This window comes from Staphylococcus sp. AC872 (assembly GCF_979255425.1).
Genome location: NZ_CEEDKW010000004.1, coordinates 127,982 through 154,118, shown reverse-complemented (window position 1 = coordinate 154,118; position 26,137 = coordinate 127,982). Strand labels below are relative to the sequence as shown.

Below are 26,137 nucleotides of genomic sequence, written 5' to 3'. Positions count from 1 at the left end.
AGGTTAGAACATCTACGTTGAATACTTTGATGAAAACTAATTATCCTCACTCTAGTCAACGTAGTGTCCCAACCTTTTCTATATATTAATATTCTATAATCCACTTCAAAAATAATACTTAATATCTAATGTATCATGTTTATTTATCGTTTTAAATTGCACAACTTGTACATTCTTCTACACTTAATAATTTATTACGTGTGTAATATAAAGATTTTAAACCTTTATGATGTGCATATACATATAATCGAGAAAGTTCACGTGTAGAAATTTCTGAATTGACATATAAAATTGTTGAAATACCTTGGTCAACATGCGTTTGAATTGTTGAAACTAAATCAATTAATTTCATTTGGTCTGTATTAAATGCTGATTTATAATACCACATTGTTTCAGGTGATAAAAATGGCATTGGATAAAATGTTTCAGCATTACCATAAGTACGGCGCTCAATTTGATCAACGATAGGCATTACTGAGCTTGTTGCATTTTGCACATAAGAAATACTTTGTGTTGGTGCAATTGCTAAACGATATGCATGGTATAGTCCATATTGCTCTACATCTTTTTGTAATGCTTTCCAATCTTCTGCTGTTGGAATTTCAAAACCTTTGAATAATTCGCGTACTTTTTCAAATTGTGGTTCAAATTCTTGTGAAGTATAGAATTCGAAATATTTTCCATTTGCATAATCTGATTTATCAAAATCAAGGTATTTTTCTCCACGTTCTTTAGCAATTTGCATTGAACGTTCAATTGAATAATAGTTCATCATCATAAAGAAAATATTAGCGAAATCTTTAGCTTCTTCTGACTCATAACCAATTTTATTTTTGGCTAAATAACCATGTAAATTCATTACACCAAGTCCTACAGAATGTAACTCACTATTAGCTTTTTTTACACCAGGTGCGTTTTGAATATTCGCTTCATCACTAACAACGGTTAATGCATCCATACCTGTATGAACTGAATCTCTAAATTTTTGAGATTCCATGACATTCACAATATTCAATGATCCCAAGTTACATGAAATATCTCGTTTAATTTCATCTTCTGTACCATAGTCATTTATAATAGATGTTTCTTGTAATTGGAAAATTTCAGTACATAAATTACTCATTTTAATTTGACCAATATCTGAATTAGCATGAACTTTATTCGCATTATCTTTGAACATTAAATATGGATAACCAGATTGTAATTGTGTTTGAGCAATGGTATTTAACATTTCACGTGCATCTTTTTTCTTTTTCTCTACATTAGGGTTTGCAACCATGTCATCATAATATTTTTCTAAATCAATATCATCTAAAGTCACACCGTACTCTTGTTTTACTGTGTGTGGTGCAAACATGTAGAAGTCTTTACCTTCTTTTGCTAGGTCAAAGAATTTAGAAGGCACGATTAATCCAGTTGAAATAGTTGATAAACGTAAATCTTCATCTGCATTTACTTTTTTAGTATCTAAAAACTCTTCAACATCATAGTGGAAAATATTTAAATATACAGCACCTGCACCAGGTCTTTGGCCTAATTGATCTGCATAACTAAATCCACCTTCGAGTGATTTAGCAACAGGTAGTACACCTTTAGCTACACCTTTAATACCTTTAATTGCTTCACCACGTGCACGTAATTTAGATAAATTAATTGCTACGCCGCCACCAATTTTACTTAATTGTTTCGCGGTTGAATCAATAAAGTTGATAGAATTTAAACTATCATCTACTTCTAATAAGAAGCATGAAACTAGTTCACCACGTCTTGCTCTTCCGGCATTTAAAAATGTCGGTGTTGCAGGTTGGTAACGTTGTTCTACCATGGCTGAAATAAATTGTTTCGCTTGATCTTTGTCGCCATTAGCTAAGTACATTGAAACGATGGCAACGTGTTGATTATAATCTTCTAAATATTGTTGTTTATCATTCGTTTTAAGTGCATAGTCTTTATAAAATTTACTTGCAGACATATAACTAGCAAATTGGAAGTTTATTGACTTGGCATATTCTGTGATTTCTACTAAGTCTGAATCACTATATTTTGCAAATACATTGAAGTAGAAGTTATTGTCTACAAGATAGTGTAAACGTTCAATTTCGCTATCGAAATAAATCGTTTTGTCGTGGATTTCTTCCAAATATACTTTGAGCGCTTCTTGGTCTTTTTCTAAATTGAAAAAACCATTATCTTTTCGTTTTGTAACTTCATTATTTAATTCAATGTGATTGTACTTCTTCTCGTCCATAGTTTTCATTAAAATTACCCACCTTGTTTTTAAATTCGATAACGTCTTTATTAGTGCCTTGCACTTCAAACTTCATTAACAACGGTACATTATAGTCTTCAGAAATAGAGCGCCCTGCTTTAGCAAAATTTTGACCCCAGTTTCTATTACCACTGGCAGCTACCGCTCTAAGATATGAATGATTTACATCTAGAAATGATTGTACTTGTTGTGGTACTTCACCAAAACCTATTGTTCCAGTAACTAAAATATATGGTTCATTAATAGGATCCGTACAATTATCTGATGTAATTTCCATTACATTTTCGATTTCAGCACGTTTAATAAATCTGCGTACATTACCTGAAAATGAGAAATATACTACTTTCATTGGATCGCCTTCTTTCACCAATCTTTAAACAATTAAAAAAGAAGTTCTCCCATCATAACAGGAAAGCTTCCTACAAAATATAGTGTTGTAGAATGAAATGAGTCACTAAAAGAAAAGTTTATAAAAACTATATGACCTTATCTTGATATTAGATTTTATTTTGAACCACAAGATATTGTGGTTGATTTGAAATGTAGATCTATATAGTATAAGTAAACATTTTGTGCGGAAACACCGTAAACGAGAGATTATTCTATTATTACTAGTGTCATTTTGCATTTAAATTAAGATTATTCCTTTTATTAGTATCTGCTGCAGACACAATATATTGTGTCTGTTTATCAATACCGATACTATATTCTGTGTTTCATTATACATAATACCTAAACTTATTTAAAGTTAAAGTTTTATGTCAAATGTTCGTCTTTTCTTCTAAACATGCACCACTACACCTTTAGTCTTACATCAATAAAAATAAAAAAATTTTTCAGTTAAAATTACTTGCTTTTTATAAAAAAATATACATTAAGCGTAAGCTCGTGATTCTAGCTCAACCCCGTCAAAATAAAGGATACAATCAATAGAAAATCAAAATTAAACTGCAATCGTTTTCAGTTATATACAATTATTTTAAATCTCACAAATGATTTGGAACTAGAGAATAACCTCGCCGAATAGAACATGTGTTCGTATTTTTATTATATATTTCCCCCTACGTTTTTTCAAGTCATTTATGCATATCAACATCATTTATGCTACTATAATAACGTTAAACTTTTATGAATGAGGCGATAGTATTGAATCCTAAAATCAAAGGTATAATTGCAATATTAATATCTGCGATAGGCTTTAGCTTTATGTCTGTCTTCTTCAGATTATCAGGCGATTTACCTGTATTTCAAAAGTCTCTAGCAAGAAATTTAGTTGCAATGTTCATACCGTTATTCTTCATATTTAAATATAAGCAACCTATGTTTGGTAAATTAAGTAGCCAACCATTACTTATCTCAAGGTCTACACTCGGGTTAATAGGTGTATTACTCAATATATATGCACTTGATCATATGGTATTGAGTGATGCTGATACATTAATGAAGTTAAACCCCTTCTGGACCATATTATTATGTTTTATCTTTTTACATGAAAAAGTACGGAAATATCAAATTTCAGCAATGATCGTTGCGATACTAGGTATGTTACTTATTGTAAAACCAGAATTTTCTTCTTCGTTTATACCAGCATTAATTGGGCTACTTTCAGGTATATTTGCTGCATCAGCATATACATGTGTCCGTGCTTTAAGTACTAGAGAAGCACCTTATACCATCGTATTTTATTTTTCATTATTCTCAGTAATTGTACTTATACCATTTTCAATCGTTACTTTTGAACCTATGAGCAAATTACAAGTTTTATATTTATTTGGCGCAGGTTTATCAGCGGCAGTGGGTCAAATTGGAATTACACTAGCCTATAGTTTCGCAGCAGCAAAAGATATTTCTATCTTTACTTATGCTTCTATTATATTTACAGCAATATTCGGCTTCATATTATTTGGCGAAACACCAGATTTATTATCAACAATCGGATATGTTGTCATTATTAGTGCAAGTTACTATATGTTTGAAAAAGCACGACGCGAGTCTAATACTCAACAAAATTAATCATATGATAAGGAGTGATTCATTTGGCACAAGGACGTCAAAATGATGAATTACAAGATATAACATTACTAGGTAACCAAAATAATACTTATAACTTCGATTACAGACCAGATGTTTTAGAAACATTTGATAATAAACATCAAGGTAGAGATTACTTTGTGAAGTTTAATTGTCCAGAGTTCACATCACTATGCCCTATTACAGGACAACCGGATTTCGCAACAATTTATATTTCATACATCCCTAACATTAAAATGGTTGAATCTAAATCATTAAAATTATATTTATTTAGCTTTAGAAACCATGGTGACTTTCATGAGGATTGTATGAATATCATTATGAATGATTTAATTGACTTAATGGATCCTCATTACATTGAAGTATGGGGTAAATTCACACCACGTGGCGGTATCTCCATTGATCCTTATACAAATTATGGCCGCCCAAATTCAAAATATGAAAAAATGGCGGAGCATAGAATGATGAATCATGATATGTATCCTGAAAATATAGACAATCGCTAATTTTACAGTGATTATCAATTATAAACTTTAGTACATTGAAAACATCTTACAAAGATAATTTCAAATTGTGCTAAAGTTTTTTATTTAATTTTCAAAAAACTCTTGCACTTTATTAAGTTAAAGCGTATTTTTATATGTATTAGTACTATAGTTCATTAAATTAATGAGTCTCAATTTTATATGAATATTTCATATAATTAATTCGAAGGAATTGACAGAATTTTCTTATTTATAATTTTTAGAATATTATTGCAACTTTTTAATTTCAATAGTACAATTTTTAAAAAACAATATAACGTTAGTGTTAAGGGAACAGAAAAGTTGGGATGATTATATGAAAGCAAATAATTCCCATGAACAGGCAGTTCAAGAAATTCCACAAACAGGATTTTTTGGACATCCTAGAGGTTTAGGTGTTTTATTCTTCGTAGAATTTTGGGAGAGGTTCAGTTATTATGGCATGCGTGCAATGTTGTTATTCTATATGTACTATTCCATTGCAAATCATGGATTAGGTATTGATAGAACAACGGCAATGTCAATCATGTCAGTATATGGAGCATTAATCTATATGTCATGTATTCCAGGTGGTTGGATTGCTGACAGAATTACAGGTACAAGAGGCGCCACTTTAATTGGTGCAGTGCTCATCATTATTGGACATATTTGTCTAAGTTTGCCGTTCGCAATGGTTGGATTGTTCGCATCAATGTTCTTTATTATTATTGGCTCTGGGATGATGAAACCAAACATTTCTAATATTGTTGGTAGATTATATACTAAAGATGATACACGTATGGATGCAGGTTTCGTTATTTTCTATATGTCAGTAAACTTTGGTGCATTAATTTCACCTATCATTCTGCAACAATTTTTAAATGTCAAAAACTTCCATGGCGGATTCTTAATTGCAGCTATTGGTATGGCATTAGGTTTAGTTTGGTACGTATTATTTAACCGTAAAAATTTAGGTCGTGTTGGTATGACACCAACAAACCCACTATCACCCGATGAAAAGAAAAAATACACTGCAATTGTTAGTGGTATTGTAGCCATTATTATCGTTGTACTTATCGTTACATACTTAACGAATACATTATCATTTAACTTAGTAAGTAATACTGTTTTAGTACTTGGTATCGTATTACCAGTTTCATACTTTACAATTATGATTAGAAGTAAAGATGTTACGGATGTAGAACGTTCAAGAGTTAAAGCCTTTATTCCATTATTTATTTTAGGTATGGTGTTCTGGGCTATTCAAGAACAAGGTTCAAATGTACTTAACATTTATGGTATTGAACATTCAGATATGAAATTAAATCTATTAGGATGGAAAACGAATTTCGGTGAAACAATTTTCCAATCTATCAACCCACTTTTCATCCTATTATTTGCACCTGTTGTTTCATTAATTTGGCAAAAATTAGGCAAACGTCAACCAAGTTTACCTATTAAATTCGTCATTGGTGCCGGTTTGGCTGGTATCTCTTATATCTTAATGGGATTAATCGGTAACATTTATGGAAGTGCTCATTTCTCAGTAAACTGGGTTATTCTTTCATACATCATTTGTGTTGTTGGTGAGTTATGTTTATCACCTACTGGTAATAGTGCTGCAGTTAAGTTAGCACCAAAAGCTTTTAACGCTCAAATGATGAGTTTATGGTTATTAACTAATGCATCAGCTCAAGCATTTAACGGTACATTAGTTAAATTAATCGATCCATTAGGTCAAACGAATTACTTTATATTCTTAGGTACTACAGTAATTGTCATTACATTAGTCATTTTAGCCTTCTCACCAAAAATTGTGAAAGCAATGAGAGGTATAAGATAATAGATGACAATGTAAGCGGTAAGTCGAAATAATTCGGCTTACTGCTTTTTTAGTTTATAATAAAAATCACTCTAAAATTTCATTGATTACCTATAAAAGTGGGTATTGAAATATATTAAACAAGAACTTAAGGAAAGTAGGTATAGACGATGACAAAAAAATATAATCATGGTGTGTTATTCTATCATGAACACAGTGGCTTAAAAGATATCTACCAAGGGCTAGGTGAAGTGACAAAGTCTCTAAGTTCTATGTGTAAACACTTTTCCATTCAATTAAGTGAAAATGAAGGGGATATCAAAGGCTATTGCCAATCTATTAAAAATGGACAATACGGAGACGATATAGACGTGTTATTCATATTAGGTGGCGATGGTACCGTTAATGAATTGATCAATGGCGTAATGGAGAATGACTTAGATTTACCTATTGGCATTATTCCAGGTGGCACATTCAATGACTTTACTAAAACATTAAACCTCAATCCAAATCATACATTAGCTAGTCAGCAATTATTATCTTCACATATACAAACATATGATGTAATGAAAATTAATGATATGTATGCACTTAATTTCGTGGGATTAGGCCTAATAGTACAAAATGCTGAAAATGTACAAGACGGTTCTAAAGACATCTTTGGTAAACTGAGCTATATTGGTTCCACTGTTAAAACATTAATGGACCCTAGCAAGTTTGATTTCACACTATCAATTGATGGCGAAGAAAAATCCGGTAATACATCTATGATACTTATCGCAAATGGTCCTAATATTGGTGGCAGTAGAATTCCTTTAACTGATTTATCTCCACAAGATGGTCAATTAAATACTTTTATCTTTGATGATCAAAGTTTCAGTATCCTAAATGATATCTTTAAAAAGCGTGACAGTATGAATTGGAATGAAATTACACAAGGCATTGATCACATCTCTGGTAAACAAATTAGGCTCACTACTGAACCTAACATGAAAATTGATATTGATGGTGAAATTGCTTTAGAGACACCTATAAATGTTGAAGTATTACCAAATGCCATCAAATTACTCACATTCCCTGATCAAAATAATAACCAATAATAACAATAAGCGAACTCGTAAAAACAGGAGCTCAACCACTCATCCATACGACAATTTTAGGATAAGGGCTAGCTCCTGTTTTTATTTATCATTTAGGAATAATGCTTCTACATCTTTCCAACCATTTACACGTTTATACTCATGATGATTCATATTATGAACAGCAGTATACATAATAGATTCACCTTCGAAAATAGCAAGTTGACGTGGATTGTCATCAATTAAATAGTCCGCATTAATAATATTTTTGCGACCACAAAAAACAAAATGTTGTGGATCTAAAAATGGAAAATGTTCTAACAACCATTCATACTTATCATGGAATGATGTTGGTACATCCATTGCAGCTGTTGCTATATAAACATCATAATGTTCATTTAACTTCTCTACAACTTCTTGTGCATTTGGCATAACCTTTAAATGTCTAAAGAACCCAGGCTCTCTAAGTATTTCAGTGACTAATCCGTCATGTTCTGGAATAACATGCTTTAATTTTTGTCCATTTAGCGATTCTACTGTGATTCCTAAATTAGCTCTTTCATTTACACCATCAATTATTGCGCCTAGTGTATCAGCGAGTACTTCATCCATATCTATAGCAATTTTCTTACGAGACATTAAATCTACTCCTCAAATGTAATGTATTTCTAAAGTATAGCAAAAGGACGATTCAGACAAAAGATTTAACTTACCTAATATATCACTTTAAAATTCAAAATGTTGTAATACGTCAATCATCTTATTATTTTGTTCTGGAAAGCCCACCGTAATCCTAACACCTGTAGGAAATGGTCGTGTAATACAACCTACTTTCAAGAGTGCCTCATACAGTTCTTTACTTTTATTTGTTTGTACAAATACAAAGTTAGTTTGGCTAGGTAAGAAATGTTTACTTTGAGGTATTTGATAAAACTTTGCACGTTCTTTAGCATTTTTTGCAGTAATCTCTTTTAAGTAGTCTTGATCTTCCAATGCAGCTACTGCAGCATATTCAGATAAACGTGTAACATTGAATGGTGGTCTAATAATATTCCATTTTTCAATAGCTTCATTAGTGGCAACCACATAACCTACGCGTAATCCTGCTAATCCATAAGCTTTTGAAAAAGTTCTTAGTAAAAATGCATTGTCAAATGTTTCTTGTAACTTTAACGTATCAGGGTAATCGTCTGCAGTAACAAATTCAAAGTACGCTTCATCAATGAGTACTGGTACGTGACTTGGTACACGTTCTAAAAATCCTTTAAGTTCATCATGATTAAAATAGGTACCAGTAGGATTATTAGGATTACATAACCACACTAGTGAAGTATCGTCATCAACTTCATTTAAAATACCTTCTAAATCAAATCCACCATTCTTTAATGGTACTTGAACAACATGAGCAGACTCTACAATAGCATTATGATAATACTGTCCAAACGTTGCTTCACTCGTTACGATTTTATCTCCTGGTGTTAATACTGCTCTTGAAATCATTAAGATAACTTCATCCAAGCCTGCACCAAATAAAATTCGAGATGCGTCCACACCTAAATGTTGACTAATCGCCTCTCTAAGTAATGGCGACCCTGTTTCAGGATAATAATATAATTCATCTAAATGATTCGTTATTGCTTCTTTAGCTTTAGGAGAAGGACCATATAAGTTTTCATTCGATGCTAATTTATATAACTCTTCTTCAATTCCATATGCTTCTTTGAGTGCTCTAGGTGATAGTCCTGGTTGATATGCAGATAATTGTTCGAGTTGTTTTTTCATAATAATCGTTGCCCCCTCAAATTGACAGAAATTTCAAAAACTTAATATTAATTATAAACACTTACTATTACATAAATCAATCCATCTTCAAATCAAATATGAAATGTAATAGTTAAAGTGGCTATCTAAAGATTCAAAAAAGCCTCAATGAGAATGAAACATTTCATTATGTTCCATGCGCATTGAGACTATGTCTAAGAAACTATTTTATTTCAACAGACCTTCTTTTTCTAAGTAATCTTTAGCTACTTGATAAGGGTCTTGTTTCTTTACTGTAACTTTATAATTCATTTCTTGCATTTCTTCATCTGAAATCTTGCCAGCTAGTTTATTGAGAGGTTTCTTCACTTCTGGATGATCCTTGATGAATTTTTCTTTAAACATTGGTGCACCTTGATAAGGTGGGAATACATGTTTATCATCTTTTAATACTACCATATCATATTGCTTTAATTCTGCATCTGTAGAATACGCATCAATTAAATTGATGTCCCCTTTTTCAACTGCTGTATAGCGGAGTTTAGGTTCCATGGTTTTCGCATTTGAAATATTTAGACCATAAGCCTTTTTAACTGCTTTAAAACCGTCTGGTCGATCATTGAATTCCAATGTAAACCCTGGTTTCAATTTATCTTCTACTTTAGACAAATCACCAATGGTTTTAATATGATTTTTCTTAGCAAAATCACGTTTAACTGCTAATGCATAAGTATTATTATATTTCATTGGTTTTAACATGGTCATATTATATTTTTTCTCTAAACTTTGTTTAGCTTGTTGATATACTTGAGGTTCTTGCTTAGATTTTAAATCTTCTTTTGTTAACTCTCCTAAAACTGTACCTGTGAATTCTAAATAACCATCGATATCGTCAGATTTGAGTGCATTAAATAAGAAGGCAGTCTTACCCATTCCATCTTTAACTTCAACAGTATCATCTGTATCTTGTTCAATTAAGATTTTATACATATTGGTAATGACAGATGGTTCTGAACCTAATTTACCTGCCAACGTAATTTTATCCCCTTTTTGGGCAAATAATGGAACGATAATAGCAATCATAATGATGATTACCATTGTTCCTAACACGATTAATAACTTTTTATATGATAATTTCTCCATAAATCTTAGTACAATATCAAATAATATTGCTAATAATGCTGCTGGAATTGCACCAATTAGAATTAATGACGCGTCATTACGATCAATCCCTAGTAAAATTAAATCCCCCAGTCCACCAGCACCAATTAATGCTGCTAAAGTTGCAGTACCTATAATGAGTACCATAGCAGTTCTAATACCTGCCATAATTACAGGCATGGCTATAGGTAATTCTACTTTAGTTAATCGACGTATGGGTTTCATACCAATACCTTTTGCCGCTTCGACTAGTGATGGATCTACCTCTTTTACACCTGTATATGTATTACGTAATATAGGTAAAAGTGCGTATACAACGAGTGCAATGATTGCTGGTAATCGTCCTATACCAAATAATGGGATCATTAATCCAAGTAATGCTAATGAGGGAATCGTTTGCAGTATTGCAGCAATATTCATGACAATTTCAGATATTTTCTTCGTTTTGGTTAATAAAATACCAAGTGGTACTGCAATGATTGTTGCTATTAATAAAGCAATAAATGATATCTGTATATGCTCTATAATCGTTGAGAGTAACTGTCCCTTACGTTCTGCTAGCGTTTGCCAAAATTCATGCATGGGTGTTATCCCCCTTTATGCCTGACAAATATTTAAATACATCTTCTCTTCTAATTAATGTCTTATGTTGTGATTGTTCATCAATCATTATGATAGCGTCATGATTGATAAATGTTTGATAAATATCATCTATATATCGCTCATTACTTATTTCTGGATAATTTTTCGTAGCTGCAACCTCATCTAATTGACGTTCAATATTTAAGTCTTTCAACATCACTCTAGATTCTGATTTCTGTATGTGATTACCCATAAATTGTTTCACAAAATCACTTTGAGGATGTTGTTGAAAACCTGATGGTGTATCAATTTGTTCGACATGTCCTTCATTCAATAAGCATATTCGATCTCCCAACTTCATTGCCTCTTGTATATCATGTGTCACAAATACGATGGTTTTTTTAATCTTTGTTTGTAAATCAATCAAATCATCTTGAAGTTTTTCTCTACTTATTGGATCTAATGCACTAAATGGTTCATCCATAATAATGACTGGTGGATCTGCTGCTAACGCACGCACTACCCCAACACGTTGTCGTTGTCCTCCAGATAGTTCTTCTGGCAACCTATTTTTATAAGTCTCAGGCTCCAATCCGACCATCTCTAATAATTCATCAACTCTTGCATCAATATCCTTATCTTTCCATTTCTTCATTTGTGGCACTTGCGCTATATTTTCTTTAATCGTCATATGTGGAAATAATGCGATTTGTTGTAGTACATACCCAATATCCCATCTCATTTCATAAACTGGATAATCACTGATTGGCTTATTATTAAAATAAATATATCCCTCACTTAGTGGAATTAATCGGTTTATCATTTTTAAAGTTGTCGTTTTCCCACAACCTGAAGGGCCTATTAATACGAAAAACTCTCCTTCTTTGATGTTGAAACTAACATCGTCTACTGCAACATGATTACCATACCGTTTCGTCACATTCTTAAATTCAATCACAACTTCACCTTCATTCACTCTAATCAAATAGACATTTTCATCTACTATACCCTGTTTTATGTTCTAATCACAAATCAAATTAAATAAATCTTTGGATTTTTTAATATTTGTTGCAAAGTGTACTTTCTAATTGCTAAATTGATGTCCTTTTTAAAATGAAAAACTCGATGTATGACACATTCATCATGTGACATACATCGAGTTGATATCTCAATTCATTTTATTAATGTTGCTCTTTAAATACTTGTCTTATATGACTGTATTCTTTCTAAGAATTGTGGGCAATAATGTTTTAATTTATAACTTCCCACACCATCAATATTTATCATGTCTTGTTTAGATTCTGGTTTCCGCTTAGCAAATTCTTCTAATGTGTAATCAGAAAAAATACTTACTGGTGCAATACCCAGTTTATCACTCAATTGTTTTCTCACTTTAACCAATTCGCTAAATAAGGCTCTGTCTACACCTTCTACTGTATTGATAAACACTTTTTCTTTTGATTTTTGTTTAAATGGCGTAGTAAATACTTTTGTATCATCATTTAATAATTTTTTCACTGACTTATCACATATAAGTATTTCATCATTTTCATTTAAAAAGCCTTTAAATCTTAACTCATCAATTAAATGACTTAATTCTGAAGTGGTATATGATTTCATAATGCCATGAGTAGTCAATTGGTCGTAATCATTATATTTAATGTAATCTGTTGTTTCACCGCGTAATACTTGAATAATGACGCTATAGCTTTCTTGTTGTCTCATACGTGCGACACAACTAATAATCATCTTAGCTTCTCTCGTCATATCGTAAGTTTTATTCTCTTGTATACAATTACTACACTGTTTACATTCTTCTAATTTTTCATTAGGTTCAAAATAATGGACTATCGTTGCTTCAAGACATTTTTTAGTTTTAGTATATTGGAGCATTTTAGTTAGTTTTTCGCCCATTTTTTCTTTATAATCATCGTCTGCTTGAGATACTGATATAAAATATTCATGAAGTCCTCTATCACGTTCACTGAATAATAAGATACATTCACTTTTCAAGCCATCACGACCTGCACGTCCAGCTTCTTGATAATATGATTCTAAATCACCCGGCATATTGTAATGTATAACAAATCTGACATTGGATTTATCTATCCCCATACCGAAGGCATTCGTCGCAATAACGACATTCACACGATCGTATAGAAAATCGTTTTGAGCAGCTTCTCTTTCCTTATTTGTTAATCCAGCATGATAAATCGTACATTTAACCTTATGACTTTCAAGTACCTCTTGTAGCTCTTCAACTTGTTTACGTGTCGAACAATAAATAATACCCGCTTCTTCATCATGTTCAGTGACATAGTCTACGACAAATTTTTGACGTTGATATGTTGGATTAACTTTAAATATTAAATTTCGACGCTTCGTGCTCGTTTTCACTTCATCGTTGGCCTCAATATTTAACTTGTCCATAATATCTTGTTGTACTTCTGCTGTTGCTGTTGCTGTTAATGCCACAATCGCAAAATCTTGTGGCAGAGTGAAAACTTTTTGAATCACATTTTGATAACTTGGTCTGAAATCATGTCCCCATTTTGAAATACAATGTGCTTCATCAAATGCAACTAATCGTATATTTACTTTTCTTAATTGACTTAAAAAATATTGATTTTCAAAACGTTCAGGTGCTACATATAAGAACTGAATATGGCCGCTAATTAAATCTTGCTCAATCTCTTTTTGTTGTTTTTGAGTTAAGCTACTATTAATAAATGCAGCATTAATCCCCATTGCTTTCAATTGGTCTACTTGGTCTTTCATTAAAGATATTAATGGACTAATAACAATTGTCGTTCCACCTAACATCAATCCAGGTACTTGATAACATATCGATTTACCGCCACCTGTTGGTAACACACCTAGTACATTTCGATGATCTATAATTTTTGAAATGATTTCTTCCTGACCTGGACGAAACGTATCGTAGCCAAAATAATGCGATAAAGTTTCTTGCATGATTAAATTCCCCTTATTGTTCTTTTAATTCTTCGAGTTCACTCCATCTTGTGATGTCAGTATCATATGTTGCCTCAAGTTGTTCTTTTTCTTCATTCAGTGCTTTGATTTTTGCGTAATCTGCACTGGCTTCTACCATTTCTTCGTCAATTTCAACTAATCTTGTTTCAGTTTGATCAATACGTTCAAGAAGCGCTTCATATTCCCGCTTTTCCTTGTATGATAGTCCCGATTTTTTTCGAGATTGTGGTTTATGTTTGGTTTGATTAGCACTCTGTTTATCCATAGCAAATTGTTTGTCTTGAGCTTTTTTATAGGCTTCATAGTCTTCAAATGAGCCAATGATTTTTTCCATTTTGCCATCATGAATATACCAATACTCTTGTGCCACTTTGTTAAGAAAATATCTATCATGGCTAACCGTAATCACTGAACCACCAAATTCATCAATATAATCTTCTAAAATGGTTAGTGTTTCGGTATCTAAGTCATTTGTAGGTTCGTCTAATAATAATACATTCGGCTTATGTACTAATAAGCGTAAAAGATATAGACGCTTTTGTTCGCCACCTGACAATTTATACACTTTTTTACCATGCGTTGAACTTGGAAATAGAAAGCGCTCGAGCAATTGTGTTACAGATACAGAAGTACCATCTTTTTCCATAGCAACTTCACTTTCTTCTCGCAGATAATCAATGACTCGGATATCTCTATCTAATGTTTCTTCAGTTTGTTTAAAGTATGCCACTTTAACGGTCTGCCCTACTTTTAATTGGCCTTCAAACGATTGATCTTCAGATGCTAATATATTTAATAATGTTGTTTTACCCGCTCCATTAGGACCTACTATACCTATTTTTTGACCACTTTGTATAATCTCAGTAATATTTTCAAATAGTACTTTGTCATTGATTGATTTTGATAAATGATCTAATTCGTACACTTGTTTACCTAGTCTTGAGTGAGCTAAATTCAACTGTGCTTTATCTTGTTTCGTTTGTTGTTTAACTTCAGATTCTAAGTCGCTAAAGCGATTAATACGTGCCTGTTGTTTAGTTGTTCTAGCTTTTGCGCCAGCTCTCATCCAAGCTAATTCTTGCTTATATAGTGCCTTTTGCTTTTGTTGTTGCTTCTGTTCGATTTGTTCATTTTCAGCACGCATAGCTATGTAATCTTCATAATTACCAGGATATGTTTTTAACTTACCTCTATCTAATTCAATAATTCTTGAAGATACTTCGTTTAAAAAGTAACGGTCATGTGTTACAAATAAAACAGTATAAGGATATTGCTTTACGTAATTAATTAACCAGTTTATCGACTCAAAATCTAAATGGTTTGTCGGCTCGTCTAACAATAATAAATCGGGTTGTTCTATTAATGTCTTCGCTAAAACAACACGCTTTTGTTGACCACCTGATAATGCCTTCACTAATTTATTTGTATCATTAATGCCTAATTTAGAAAGTATGGTCTTGATTTCGGCATTATAATCCCATGCCTCTTTACGATCCATCATTTCTTGAGCTTCCATCATAATTTGAAATTGCTTGTCGCTTTGATTGATAGCATATTGATTTACAGCTTGTTCATAATCTTTAATCACCTTTAATGTAGGTGTATCAGAACTAAGTACTGCCTCAAACACCGTCATATCTCCATCAAGATCATGTTTCTGCGATGAATAACGTATTCGATAATTATTTGGATGTGTGATATCAGCCGTGAAGTCTTCGTCTATATTACCTATGACTTTCAGCAATGTACTCTTACCTGTACCATTAATCCCTACTAGCCCAATTTTTTCGTGTTCAGATATAGATAAATTTAAGTCATCGAATATCACTTTATCTGCATAGGATTTATTTAAATGTTCAATTTTATATGCTTCCATGCTTATCTTCCTTTTACTATCGAATTTTCTATATAATTTTGTTAAGCTTAAATCAGTTCTATATATTATACACCTTTTTAAGCTTAAATGATACAAGGAGACCTAGTTATGGCAGAATTCTTCGAAAATTTGCCTCCTCATTTTCAAGCTTTAATTGCAGGAATCATTACATGGTTATTAACAGCACTTGGTGCAGCTTCTGTCTTTATTTTTAAATCTGTTAATGATAAAGTGTTGAACTCGATGCAAGGGTTTGCTGCAGGTATTATGATTGCCGCAAGTTTCTGGTCTCTGTTACAACCCTCAATTGAATTTAGTAAAGATTCAGCAATGCCTTGGTTACCAGCTGCGATCGGATTCTTATTTGGTGGTTTCTTTATTCGCGGACTAGATTTTGTTATACCACATATGCACCGAAATGCGAAAGATGAAAATCAACAACAAGAAGGCATTGACACATCTCTAAGTAAAAATGCTTTACTTGTTCTTGCGATTACATTGCATAATATACCAGAAGGTTTATCAATTGGTGTTGCCTTTGGCGGCGTTGTATCAGGCAATGGTACTGCCACATTTTTAGGGGCAATTGGTTTAGCAATCGGTATAGGTATTCAAAACATTCCAGAAGGTGCAGCATTATCTATGCCAATAAAAGCAGCCGGTGCATCTAGTTGGAAAGCTTTTAACTATGGACAGGCTTCAGCTATTGTAGAACCCATATTTGCTATGCTTGGTGCAGGTGCAGTACTAGTTATTACACCGATGTTACCGTACGCGCTTGCCTTTGCTGCAGGTGCAATGATATTTGTAGTAGTAGAAGAGTTGATTCCAGATTCTCAATCAGGTAATAATACAGACTTAGCTACGCTAAGCTTAATGCTTGGTTTTGCTATTATGATGGTATTAGACGTTGCATTAGGTTAATCTAGTATTTTTATTAAGATGTAATTTCCATATAATTTCCTAAAATTAAAGTTTGACTACAAAGGCAGATAGAATAATAAAGAGGAGTGGGCGTTCAATAGAACCCCCACTCCTTTTATATATCGTATTAAAAAGACAAATCAAAACCGAATTGAGCGCTCATGCTCAATTCGGTTTTATTGAATTATTTTTTCTCGTTACCTTTTGGTCCTGTTTTATATTCATACTTCGATGGATCTACTTTTTTGAAATCAGGATTTTTATAGAATCTGAATAAGTCACCGTTAAGTAAACTATCATTCATTTCTAAATCTTTTTCAACTTGTTTTTGATTTTTCTCGAAGTCTTTTGGTTTTTTAGTTAGTAATTCATTATCTTTATTAGAATATAACTTACCGTTAACATATTTGTAGTCTTTAGTGATAAAGTCACCATTTCTAAATGGTACTACATCGTTATGTTGTTTAGAGAATAAATCAGTACCAAACATGATGTAGTTTTTAGTATCGATACCAACTAAATGTAAAATCGTTGGCATAACATCCATTTGTCCAGCGTACTCTTTATTTATGCCACCTGATTTGCCTGGTATTTTAATCCAGAAACCAGTACGGTTTAAATCAGTGAATTTCGCTGGCGTGATCTTTTCACCTAATAATTTTTCCATCGCATTATTATGGTTTTCAGAGATACCATAGTGGTCACCATAAATCATGATAACAGAATCATCATATAAACCTTTTTTCTTAAGGTCAGTAACATATTCTTCAAGCGCTTGGTCTAAATAATGTGCTGTTTGAATGTATCCGTCAACTGTAGAGTCACCTGTGTTTGGCTTATCAATTGATGCATCCTTCTCATCTAAAGTGAATGGATAATGGTTAGTCAATGTAATAAGGTGAGAATAGAACGGTTTCTTCATTTTAGCTTGATAGTCCGCTGAATCTTTGAAGAATATTTTATCTTTTAATCCTAAGTTAACTACATTATCATCTGACATATCATAATACGTAGCATCATAGAACTTATCTATACCAAAGTGTTTATAAATTTGGTCTCTGTTCCAGAACGTTTTATAGTCACCATGCATGACATTTGAATTATAACCTTGCTTTTGGTCTAAAATTGCAGGTAGTGATTCATATGTGTTGTCACCTTTTAATGAATATGCAGAACCTTGTGGTAATCCATATATACTGTTATCCATTGTCAATTCGGCATCTGATGTCTTACCTTGACCAGTTTGATGGAAGAAGTTAGGGAAGTAAGTGTAATCTTCTTTACCACTTGATAGTTTGTTCAAGAATGGTGTTACTTCCTTACCATTAACTTTCTTGTTAATTAAGAAAGTTTGGAAACTCTCTAAATGGATTTTAATAATATTTTTCTTCTTAGCCGCACCATAATATTCTGGGTTAGGTTCAGTACGCTTTTGTTTTGTATAATTAAGTACTTTAGTTAAGTCATCTTCTGATGCTAAAGCCTTTTGTTGATTGTTTTCGATCGTTTTTACACCATCATATACTGTAAAGTTAAATGGTCCTAAATATTTAACTAAGTATTTATGGTCGAATGTACGAGTTAATAACTCTGGACGGTCAGTTTCAGCAAAAGCTAAGTTTAAGAAGAATAACGCAACTGATACAGCCATGACGACTGGAACAAATTTCTTACTAAATGCTTTTGTACTTAACCACTGACGTTTAAAGATTAGAATAAACAGGTAGATAATCGTATCGATAAAGTACACAAAGTCGTACCACTTAAATGAAGCACCTAATGCGCCACCCATAGATTCTACATTCCCTGCTTGATTCAAAGTACTAAACGTTAAAAAATCAGAGAAGAATCTGAAGTATACAACGTTGGCATACAGTAAAAATGTTAATAAGAATCCTCCAACAAAAATGAACCAGAAAGCCTTTTTACCTTTGAAGAATAGGAACACACTTAGTACTAGTGCGATTAAACTGTATGGATTCATCAGTAATATTAAGTTTTGTACTAATCCTTTAACACCTAAAGAAAAATCAACATAATATGAAAAATATGTCTTTAGCGTGATCGTAAATACGGTCATCAGGAAAAACGCAAAAAGACTTATCTTCTTTTTGTGAGAACTCATGTTTGTTTCCTCCGTTTATTGTTAATAAACCACAAGAACCTTATCAATAACGAATTAAACGTAATTAGGCAATAGTAATTTGTCTTAAAACAACACCAGTAAGCTTTATTCCTCTTTAACAATAACTACGTTTAACATATAAACGCATTGCTTACTTTACTACGTCGAAATAAAACAAGTTATTTCCATTTTTATTTTAATCCATTCCAATGTTGGTCTGCATGATTTAACACAATATATAATTTTTAAAATTCACTAAACATTTCATTTTGACGTTAAAAATAGCTAGTAGATTGGTCCAATAACTAGCTAATGTATTGTTGATGTTAATTTTTTATTAAGAAAATATGATGAATGTAATCATATTGTAACAAAATACATAGTTCAATATATTAATATAAAGGAAGCAACCTTAAATATCAAGTAAAAACACACTTTTCAACATATAAACTATGATTTAAAGTTATACCTTCTTTAATGTATCTATATATTATATAGACTTATATTGATTAAGCCATCCGTCTTAAGTACGAGCTTCCACCTTGCATTAATAGTGCCTATTTCAACATCTCTAACTGCATACGATACTCAATACCATGGAATAATTGATTTAACCAATTACTATATTTAATTAGATTTTTCTCGGCTGTTTCAATATCTATAAATTGGAATTTTAATTTTGATCCGGTTGGTTTCTGAGCTAACTTTGTTAAATGATAACTTGCTATCGTACCTATCTGAGGATAACTACCTAATGTATAGTGATCATTTAATAAGATGATTGGTGTACCATCTCTTTTAACTTGGATTGTGCCACGTTTAACCGATTGATGTGCAGGCATATCATCATAATACGCTTTCACTTTTTCCCCTTCTAAAACCATTCCCATTCTATTTGCTTTACTGGTTACTTTATAATTGTGTGTTGTAAAACGTTGTAAGACATTTTCTTTAAAGTCTTCTGAACCTTTATTTTTAATGACATGAAAGACGTCAGACATATAATTAAATGATAACGCGTAGCCATCTACACCCCAATCGGTTTGACGAGATTCTGCTAAATTTTCAAATAATTTTTGATGTCGTTCACTATATAGGCGTTTCATTTCTATTTCATCACCATTTTGTAATTGTCGACCTTCAAAGCCACCCAATTTAACATTAAAATCTGTTGATGTAGAACCTAACCATTCTTCTAGATTAAAGCCTCCACCGACAGCTAAATAGACACGTGATGTTCTGTTCGTTTCTTCAAACTTTAACACATCATCTTTTTTCATTAAATATAACTTATATGGAAAGACCTTCATTGTTTGTGTCTCTGCTTTAAAATTACCACCTGCTAATGCGATTAATGTTGGTTCCGTAAAACGAATCGTTGGCATTTTATGGGTCATTTCGAGTGTGGCTTCATTTTTATCATTAGCTACTAATCGATTAGCAATTTCGTGTGACAAACTATCAAGTGCACCACTTGGTATCACACCATTGTGTTCATATCCGTGTCTCCCAAAATCATGAAAACTACTAAACAAACCGCTATTTTCTATTATGATTGACATGTTTTAAAGTCTCCTAAATCCAATTCGTTTTTATCTTTAGCAATAAATTGTACGTTATCGCCTAGTTTTAAGAGTGAAAAATCATCTTTGTTTGGAAAGAAAAGTTGTGTTGGTGTATATCCAATGACCAACCAATCATTATATGTGTCAGTCGTAACGATACCACATTTCTTACCTTCAATGACGACTGAACCTGCCGGAATAAATTTCTTTTCTTTACTTGTATGATTCACAAATAATTTTTTATGCATTCCTGTTAAATATGGAAATCCTGGTGAATATCCCATCATTGATACAAAGTAATCACTTCCTGTATGAAGTGCTTTAAATTGTGATTCATCCATTTTTAAATGTTTTAATAATGATTCTAAGTCCGGCCCATATTCATCTCCATACACAATAGGAATTTGGAATGGTGATTGCGTTTTATTATCATGTTTTATTTCCAACTTAATTGATTCAATGAGCGCTTTCATATATAAGAATGGTGATTGTATATGATGATGTTTAATCATATCTCGTGCATCATAAATAATCATCATGTCCGATTCAGTAGGTACTATTTCTATGATGAACGAGTAATTTTTTTCATTTAAATATGATCGCAAGGCTAATAAATCTTCAGTAAGATCTTTTGATACCTTTTTCTCTATTGATATTACGATGGCTTGGTCTCCTTGACTATATATTTTCATACCTTCACCTCAAAAGTCTTTAATGATGATAAAATACGTTCATACGCTCTATTACAAAAGGCATCAGTGATTTAATCAATAAATATACTAATATAATGGCACATATGGTAGTAACTGTTGCAACGATACGTGCGAATACTTGTGCTCTCTTTTGTAATAATCGATTAACGATAACTTTATTTACAACTGCTACAACAATTAATAATCCTATCCATAATAATGTCATTATCTACTCCATTTGATAATATTTCGCGCTACTTTCATGTTAATTTTATAGGTAAATTGTAACGTCGGCAACCTCTCGCAAACTATTTAATAAAAATACCTCTACTTTATTAGTATTCAATTTCTCTATTAATTCATCAACATAATAGTTTTTTTCTTGCAAACAACCTTCATCTATTAATGATTGCCGCATGCATCCTAATAAAAAATCTTCATTATAATGAGGTGTATAATAATATCCGTTTTCTTTAAACATAACGTTCCCAATATTAAATTCTAAAATCTTGCCATTCTTATCAAATATGAGTGCTAAATCAGTATCTAAATCATAAGATACATGGTCTCTATTCGATGTTTTATTAATTATTGTTAGATGAGATGTATTAGAATGTTCACGTACTAAAGACGCAGTAAAATATGATTTAGATGTTAGTGGTGCTACTAAATAGTCGAAATGGCCTTCTTCTTGTAACATCACTTTCAAACGATAACTACCTTCTTGATATTCAGATTGAATCGAGTGAATAAGACGTTCCCAGTCTAACTCATTAAAAGTCATATTCAATTTGTTACTAGATTGACTTATTCGTTGTTTGTGATAAGCAAGTCGTGCAATATGACCATTCTCTAATTTCATTGTTTCAAATAAGTACATTATAACCTCTCCAGTATCCTCGTCTTATCATAAAATTCTTGGACTTCATTATCTGGGTTAGAGTTAATCGTAATCCCAGCACCAACACCATAAATCGCTTGCTGATGTCGATACTCAATCGTACGTATAGGTATATTAAATATCATCTTACCGTTAGGCACTAATAATCCAATCGTTCCACAATATATGTATCTTGGAACTTGTTCTAAAGAATGAATTAATTTCATAGTATTTATCTTTGGTGCACCAGTAATAGAACCACACGGGAAAATAGCACTTAAAATCATTTCAAGGGTCACTTCTGACGGTAATTTCCCTGTGACCATACTCGTCATTTGATGAACCGTATGATACGTTTCTATAAAAAATAATTTATAAACAATAATACTCCCTGTCATTGCTATTCTAGAAATATCATTACGCAATAAATCTACAATCATTACATTTTCAGCTTTATCTTTCTCAGACTGTTGAAGCTGATGGTAGTTTTGTAGATCTTCTTCGTTCGTTTCACCTCTCGGCATTGTACCCTTCATTGGCTTACTAACTAATACGTTCGTTTCACCATTAAATATTCCTTTCTGAAAAAATAATTCAGGAGAAATAGATGCAACTTTGACCTCATCTGTATCTAATAAGGCCGTGTAATTACCATTCGCTACAGTAGTTAATTGTCGATATAACTGATGAATGGGAAAATAGATGTTATCAGTTAATCGGGTAGTATAGTTCACTTGATAGGTGTCTCCTTCGACAATTGCATGTTGAATGCTTTTGATTTTTTCTTTCATTTGTTGATTGGATTCTATAAATTTAAAATGATGTTTCGAATTATATGATACATCATTCAATTTTGTAGATTCATTTATGTGATTGGCAACTTTAAAGCTATATGCAATTGCTAAGACACCACCTTCTTCTACATGGCACACATCCATTTGTGGGTTGAAATAACGAGCCGCTTCATATGTTACATATAACGCGACATAACGACCTTGTTGTTGTTGTAATTCTGCAAAACGTATCACATGCCCCACTTCATCCATATGTTTAGCTATCTTTTTTTCAATCAATTGATCTAATTCAAGATGATAGATTTCGAATTGATTGTCGTCTAAGTAATAGCGATAGTTAAATTTGATAGTCACTATTTTCACCTACAATATCTATAAAGTTTTGAATCTGGTTTTGGCCTTGTTCGCTTAAAATGGATTCTGGGTGATACTGTAATCCGTATATAGGATATTTATCGTGCTGTAATCCCATAATGACATCATCTTCTCCCTTAGCCGTAATATTCAATTCGCTTGGAATGCTATTTTCATCTACTTGTAAAGAATGATATAACATTACATTAAATTTCTCTGGCAGTCCTTGAAACATCCCTTCACCATAGTGGCTTAATAATGTCGTATGACCATGTATTGGTCTATCTCTATGTATAATTATTCCTCCAAAATATTGGCAAATCATTTGAAATCCTAAACAGACCCCCAAAATAGGTATGTGCTGATAAAAGTCATCCATCACTTTAAATAAAATAGGATAATCACTAGGTCGCCCAGGACCCGGCGAAATAACGATAGCTTTAGGCTTTAGCGCCTTTAATTCCTCGATATTAATCTCCTCTACATCAATGACGTTTACCATATCTCGTGTAGCCATTTTAAAATAATTAATTAAATTATAAGTAAATGAATCTTTATTATCTATCACTACTATCATGATTACGCTCCATTACATTAATATTCGTTATTCGATATGTCCTTAACACTATTATCACAAAAATTTACTTGATTTTACATATGAATTGGTTTATTCTATGTTGCGTACAAAATATATATTTATCAGAGGTTCCTAGCCGAAACCCTCTATAAAAAACTAGACACTGAATTCAATTTCTGTTTGTAAATAGACATATCATTTTAATACGTTCTTTAAAATTATATGTGTATTTACAATCTGTCGTCTATCTTTTTTATAGAGATAGGCTTTTTTTATGCCTTAATTTTCTGTTTTAGTGACTCATGATATATAGGAGGAAAAATCATGGTACAACACACTCTAGATCAAAACAAAGCCATAGTCGTCTTTAGCGGAGGCCAAGACAGTACAACATGTTTGTTTTATGCTAAAAAGCATTTTAAAGATGTTATTCTCGTTACCTTTAATTATGGACAAAGACATGATGCTGAAATTGAAGTAGCTAAAAAAATTGCTCAAGAACAAAACGTTGAACATCACATATTAGATATGTCGTTGTTATCGCAACTGACACCTAATGCATTAACACAACATGATCTAAAAATTGAAGATACAGAAGATGGTATTCCAAATACATTCGTACCTGCACGTAATCTACTGTTCTTATCATTCGCTGGTGCATTAGCTTATCAAATTAAAGCTAAACATATCATTACCGGGGTTTGTGAAACTGACTTCTCAGGTTATCCAGACTGTCGTGATAGTTTCATTAAATCAATGAATGTAACATTAAACTTGTCTATGGACAGAGATTTTGTGATTCACACGCCATTAATGTGGTTAGATAAAGCACAAACATGGGAACTAGCTGATAATCTTGGGGTATTAAACTATATTCGTGAAAATACGCTAACTTGTTATAACGGTATTATTGGAGATGGTTGTGGTGAATGCCCTGCTTGCCAATTAAGATCGCGCGGACTCGACCAATATCTTGCGAAGAAAGGAGTACAATAAGATGATTCAACAAATCTATCCTACTGTCAATCATCCCTATCAATTCGAACTTAATAAAGACTTTAACTTTTCAGCAGCACATTATATCCCAAGTGAAGACGCTGGAAAATGTATGCGTACTCACGGACACACTTATTTCGTAAATATTACCATAGCTGGAGATGAATTAGATCACAATGGTTTTTTAGTAAATTTTAGTGATTTAAAAAAACTCATTCATGACCAATTTGATCATTATTTATTAAATGACTTAGTTCAATTCAAAGGTAAAAGTCCTTCTACAGAAATTGTTGCTCAAACTATTTATCAAATGGTGCAATCATATCTTAAAGATCAAAAGAATCAACCAAAATGTGTCCAAGTTTATTTACGTGAAACACCTACAAGCTATGTCGTATATCGTCCTAAGGGTGATCAATAATGGCTAAAATACCTGTATTAGAAGTATTTGGTCCAACGATTCAAGGCGAAGGACGCGTCATTGGTAGAAAAACAATGTTTGTTAGAACTGCAGGTTGTGATTATCGCTGTAGTTGGTGTGATTCTGCCTTTACATGGGATGGTAGTGCTAAAGAAGATATTCAATTAATGTCTGCAGAAGAAATCTATAACAAATTGCGTGAAGTAGGTGGTGACAATTTTAATCACGTCACAATTTCTGGTGGAAACCCAGCACTTATTAAAGGTATCCAAGATTTAGTAGATTTATTTGAAGAACATCATATTCAAACTGCCCTTGAAACACAAGGTAGTAAATTCCAACCATGGATGACTCAAATCGATGACTTAACAATTAGTCCTAAACCGCCAAGCTCAAATATGAAACCTAATTTGGATATTTTAGATAGTGTTATTGAACAGTGTGTACCTGAATCACTTAATTTAAAAGTCGTCATTTTTGATGAGGATGACTTCGAATTTGCTAAAATGATTCATCATCGTTATCCATCTATACCATTTTATTTACAAGTGGGTAATCCTTATTTAGATGAAGAGGTCGACAACCATACTTCTAAACTATTACAACGTTATGAACAATTAGTCGAACGTGTTATGACTAGTAGCGATATGAATAATGTATATGTATTGCCACAATTACACACATTGTTATGGAGTAATATGAAGGGTGTTTAAACTCATTTAATATAACTT

The 26,137-nt window shown here is 32.2% G+C and carries 23 protein-coding genes; 8 read left to right on the top strand and 15 right to left on the bottom strand.

Annotated features, from left to right (window positions below; all coding sequences use genetic code 11):
* Positions 1-151 precede the first annotated feature (151 nt).
* Entirely contained in the window at positions 152-2,257 is a 2,106-nt protein-coding gene (gene nrdE, locus ACZ267_RS07955; RefSeq protein ID WP_002467571.1) for a class 1b ribonucleoside-diphosphate reductase subunit alpha, read from the bottom strand.
* Positions 2,220-2,618: a class Ib ribonucleoside-diphosphate reductase assembly flavoprotein NrdI gene (gene nrdI / locus ACZ267_RS07950; RefSeq protein ID WP_002467572.1), complete on the bottom strand. Its 399-nt coding sequence runs from the start codon at positions 2,616-2,618 to the stop codon at positions 2,220-2,222. The genes nrdE and nrdI overlap by 38 nt, the downstream gene beginning before the upstream one ends.
* Positions 2,619-3,415: 797 nt before the next feature.
* Between nrdI and ACZ267_RS07945 the strand changes: the two genes are divergently transcribed.
* The 4 genes from ACZ267_RS07945 to ACZ267_RS07930 all read left to right on the top strand — a co-directional run bounded on the left by ACZ267_RS07945 (position 3,416) and on the right by ACZ267_RS07930 (position 7,725).
* Positions 3,416-4,282, top strand: a complete 867-nt coding sequence (locus ACZ267_RS07945) for a DMT family transporter (RefSeq protein WP_026088895.1) — start codon at positions 3,416-3,418, stop codon at positions 4,280-4,282.
* Between the two features lie 23 nt (positions 4,283-4,305).
* The gene (queF, locus tag ACZ267_RS07940) at positions 4,306-4,806 is read left to right on the top strand and encodes a preQ(1) synthase (protein WP_015365282.1); all 501 of its coding nucleotides are present in this window, start codon (positions 4,306-4,308) and stop codon (positions 4,804-4,806) included.
* A gap of 334 nt (positions 4,807-5,140) precedes the next feature.
* Positions 5,141-6,646 (top strand): peptide MFS transporter, encoded by a 1,506-nt coding sequence (locus ACZ267_RS07935; protein WP_019235815.1) that lies wholly within the window; start codon positions 5,141-5,143, stop codon positions 6,644-6,646.
* A gap of 149 nt (positions 6,647-6,795) precedes the next feature.
* Positions 6,796-7,725 carry a diacylglycerol/lipid kinase family protein gene (locus tag ACZ267_RS07930; RefSeq protein ID WP_002465526.1) on the top strand — a complete coding sequence of 310 codons (930 nt, stop codon included), beginning with the start codon at positions 6,796-6,798 and terminating at the stop codon, positions 7,723-7,725.
* Between the two features lie 81 nt (positions 7,726-7,806).
* Here ACZ267_RS07930 and ACZ267_RS07925 read toward each other — a convergent pair whose 3' ends face one another.
* The 6 genes from ACZ267_RS07925 to ACZ267_RS07900 all read right to left on the bottom strand — a co-directional run bounded on the left by ACZ267_RS07925 (position 7,807) and on the right by ACZ267_RS07900 (position 16,084).
* Positions 7,807-8,343: a 5' nucleotidase, NT5C type gene (locus ACZ267_RS07925; protein WP_015365285.1), complete on the bottom strand. Its 537-nt coding sequence runs from the start codon at positions 8,341-8,343 to the stop codon at positions 7,807-7,809.
* Between the two features lie 87 nt (positions 8,344-8,430).
* Positions 8,431-9,486 carry a histidinol-phosphate transaminase gene (hisC, locus tag ACZ267_RS07920; protein WP_002465527.1) on the bottom strand — a complete coding sequence of 352 codons (1,056 nt, stop codon included), beginning with the start codon at positions 9,484-9,486 and terminating at the stop codon, positions 8,431-8,433.
* 207 nt (positions 9,487-9,693) lie between these two features.
* The gene (locus ACZ267_RS07915) at positions 9,694-11,208 is read right to left on the bottom strand and encodes an ABC transporter permease/substrate-binding protein (protein WP_015365286.1); all 1,515 of its coding nucleotides are present in this window, start codon (positions 11,206-11,208) and stop codon (positions 9,694-9,696) included.
* Complete coding sequence (locus ACZ267_RS07910; protein WP_015365287.1) at positions 11,201-12,166, bottom strand: ABC transporter ATP-binding protein; 966 nt, start codon at positions 12,164-12,166, stop codon at positions 11,201-11,203. Before ACZ267_RS07910 ends, ACZ267_RS07915 begins: the two co-directional genes overlap by 8 nt.
* A gap of 236 nt (positions 12,167-12,402) precedes the next feature.
* Positions 12,403-14,184, bottom strand: coding sequence for a DNA helicase RecQ (recQ, locus tag ACZ267_RS07905; protein ID WP_031463909.1), 1,782 nt, complete (start codon positions 14,182-14,184; stop codon positions 12,403-12,405).
* A 10-nt stretch (positions 14,185-14,194) separates the two neighbouring features.
* Positions 14,195-16,084 carry an ABC-F family ATP-binding cassette domain-containing protein gene (locus ACZ267_RS07900; protein WP_171991401.1) on the bottom strand — a complete coding sequence of 630 codons (1,890 nt, stop codon included), beginning with the start codon at positions 16,082-16,084 and terminating at the stop codon, positions 14,195-14,197.
* A 102-nt stretch (positions 16,085-16,186) separates the two neighbouring features.
* Here ACZ267_RS07900 and ACZ267_RS07895 point away from each other — a divergent pair, with 102 nt between their 5' ends.
* Entirely contained in the window at positions 16,187-17,002 is an 816-nt protein-coding gene (locus ACZ267_RS07895; protein WP_002465827.1) for a ZIP family metal transporter, read from the top strand.
* Between the two features lie 184 nt (positions 17,003-17,186).
* Here the strand turns inward: ACZ267_RS07895 and ltaS are convergent, their stop codons facing one another.
* From ltaS to ACZ267_RS07860, 7 genes are all read right to left on the bottom strand, one after another.
* Entirely contained in the window at positions 17,187-19,127 is a 1,941-nt protein-coding gene (gene ltaS / locus ACZ267_RS07890) for a polyglycerol-phosphate lipoteichoic acid synthase LtaS (protein ID WP_002465826.1), read from the bottom strand.
* Between the two features lie 557 nt (positions 19,128-19,684).
* Complete coding sequence (locus ACZ267_RS07885) at positions 19,685-20,689, bottom strand: 5-oxoprolinase subunit C family protein (RefSeq protein ID WP_002465824.1); 1,005 nt, start codon at positions 20,687-20,689, stop codon at positions 19,685-19,687.
* Positions 20,677-21,384: a 5-oxoprolinase subunit B family protein gene (locus tag ACZ267_RS07880; RefSeq protein ID WP_002465822.1), complete on the bottom strand. Its 708-nt coding sequence runs from the start codon at positions 21,382-21,384 to the stop codon at positions 20,677-20,679. The genes ACZ267_RS07885 and ACZ267_RS07880 overlap by 13 nt, the downstream gene beginning before the upstream one ends.
* Before the next feature lie 19 nt (positions 21,385-21,403).
* The gene (locus tag ACZ267_RS07875) at positions 21,404-21,610 is read right to left on the bottom strand and encodes a hypothetical protein (RefSeq protein WP_015365292.1); all 207 of its coding nucleotides are present in this window, start codon (positions 21,608-21,610) and stop codon (positions 21,404-21,406) included.
* Positions 21,611-21,655: 45 nt separating this feature from the next.
* Positions 21,656-22,264 (bottom strand): aminotransferase class IV, encoded by a 609-nt coding sequence (locus ACZ267_RS07870; RefSeq protein WP_002466649.1) that lies wholly within the window; start codon positions 22,262-22,264, stop codon positions 21,656-21,658.
* Positions 22,264-23,412 carry an aminodeoxychorismate synthase component I gene (gene pabB / locus ACZ267_RS07865; RefSeq protein WP_002466645.1) on the bottom strand — a complete coding sequence of 383 codons (1,149 nt, stop codon included), beginning with the start codon at positions 23,410-23,412 and terminating at the stop codon, positions 22,264-22,266. The genes ACZ267_RS07870 and pabB overlap by 1 nt, the downstream gene beginning before the upstream one ends.
* Positions 23,396-23,989: an anthranilate synthase component II gene (locus tag ACZ267_RS07860; protein WP_002466647.1), complete on the bottom strand. Its 594-nt coding sequence runs from the start codon at positions 23,987-23,989 to the stop codon at positions 23,396-23,398. Before ACZ267_RS07860 ends, pabB begins: the two co-directional genes overlap by 17 nt.
* 324 nt (positions 23,990-24,313) lie before the next feature.
* Here ACZ267_RS07860 and queC point away from each other — a divergent pair, with 324 nt between their 5' ends.
* The 3 genes from queC to queE are packed head-to-tail and all read left to right on the top strand — an operon-like array spanning position 24,314 to position 26,119.
* Complete coding sequence (gene queC / locus ACZ267_RS07855; protein ID WP_015365294.1) at positions 24,314-24,985, top strand: 7-cyano-7-deazaguanine synthase QueC; 672 nt, start codon at positions 24,314-24,316, stop codon at positions 24,983-24,985.
* A 1-nt stretch (position 24,986) separates the two neighbouring features.
* Positions 24,987-25,406, top strand: a complete 420-nt coding sequence (queD, locus tag ACZ267_RS07850; RefSeq protein ID WP_002466648.1) for a 6-carboxytetrahydropterin synthase QueD — start codon at positions 24,987-24,989, stop codon at positions 25,404-25,406.
* Positions 25,406-26,119: a 7-carboxy-7-deazaguanine synthase QueE gene (queE, locus tag ACZ267_RS07845; protein WP_002466643.1), complete on the top strand. Its 714-nt coding sequence runs from the start codon at positions 25,406-25,408 to the stop codon at positions 26,117-26,119. The genes queD and queE overlap by 1 nt, the downstream gene beginning before the upstream one ends.
* Positions 26,120-26,137: the final 18 nt, after the last annotated feature.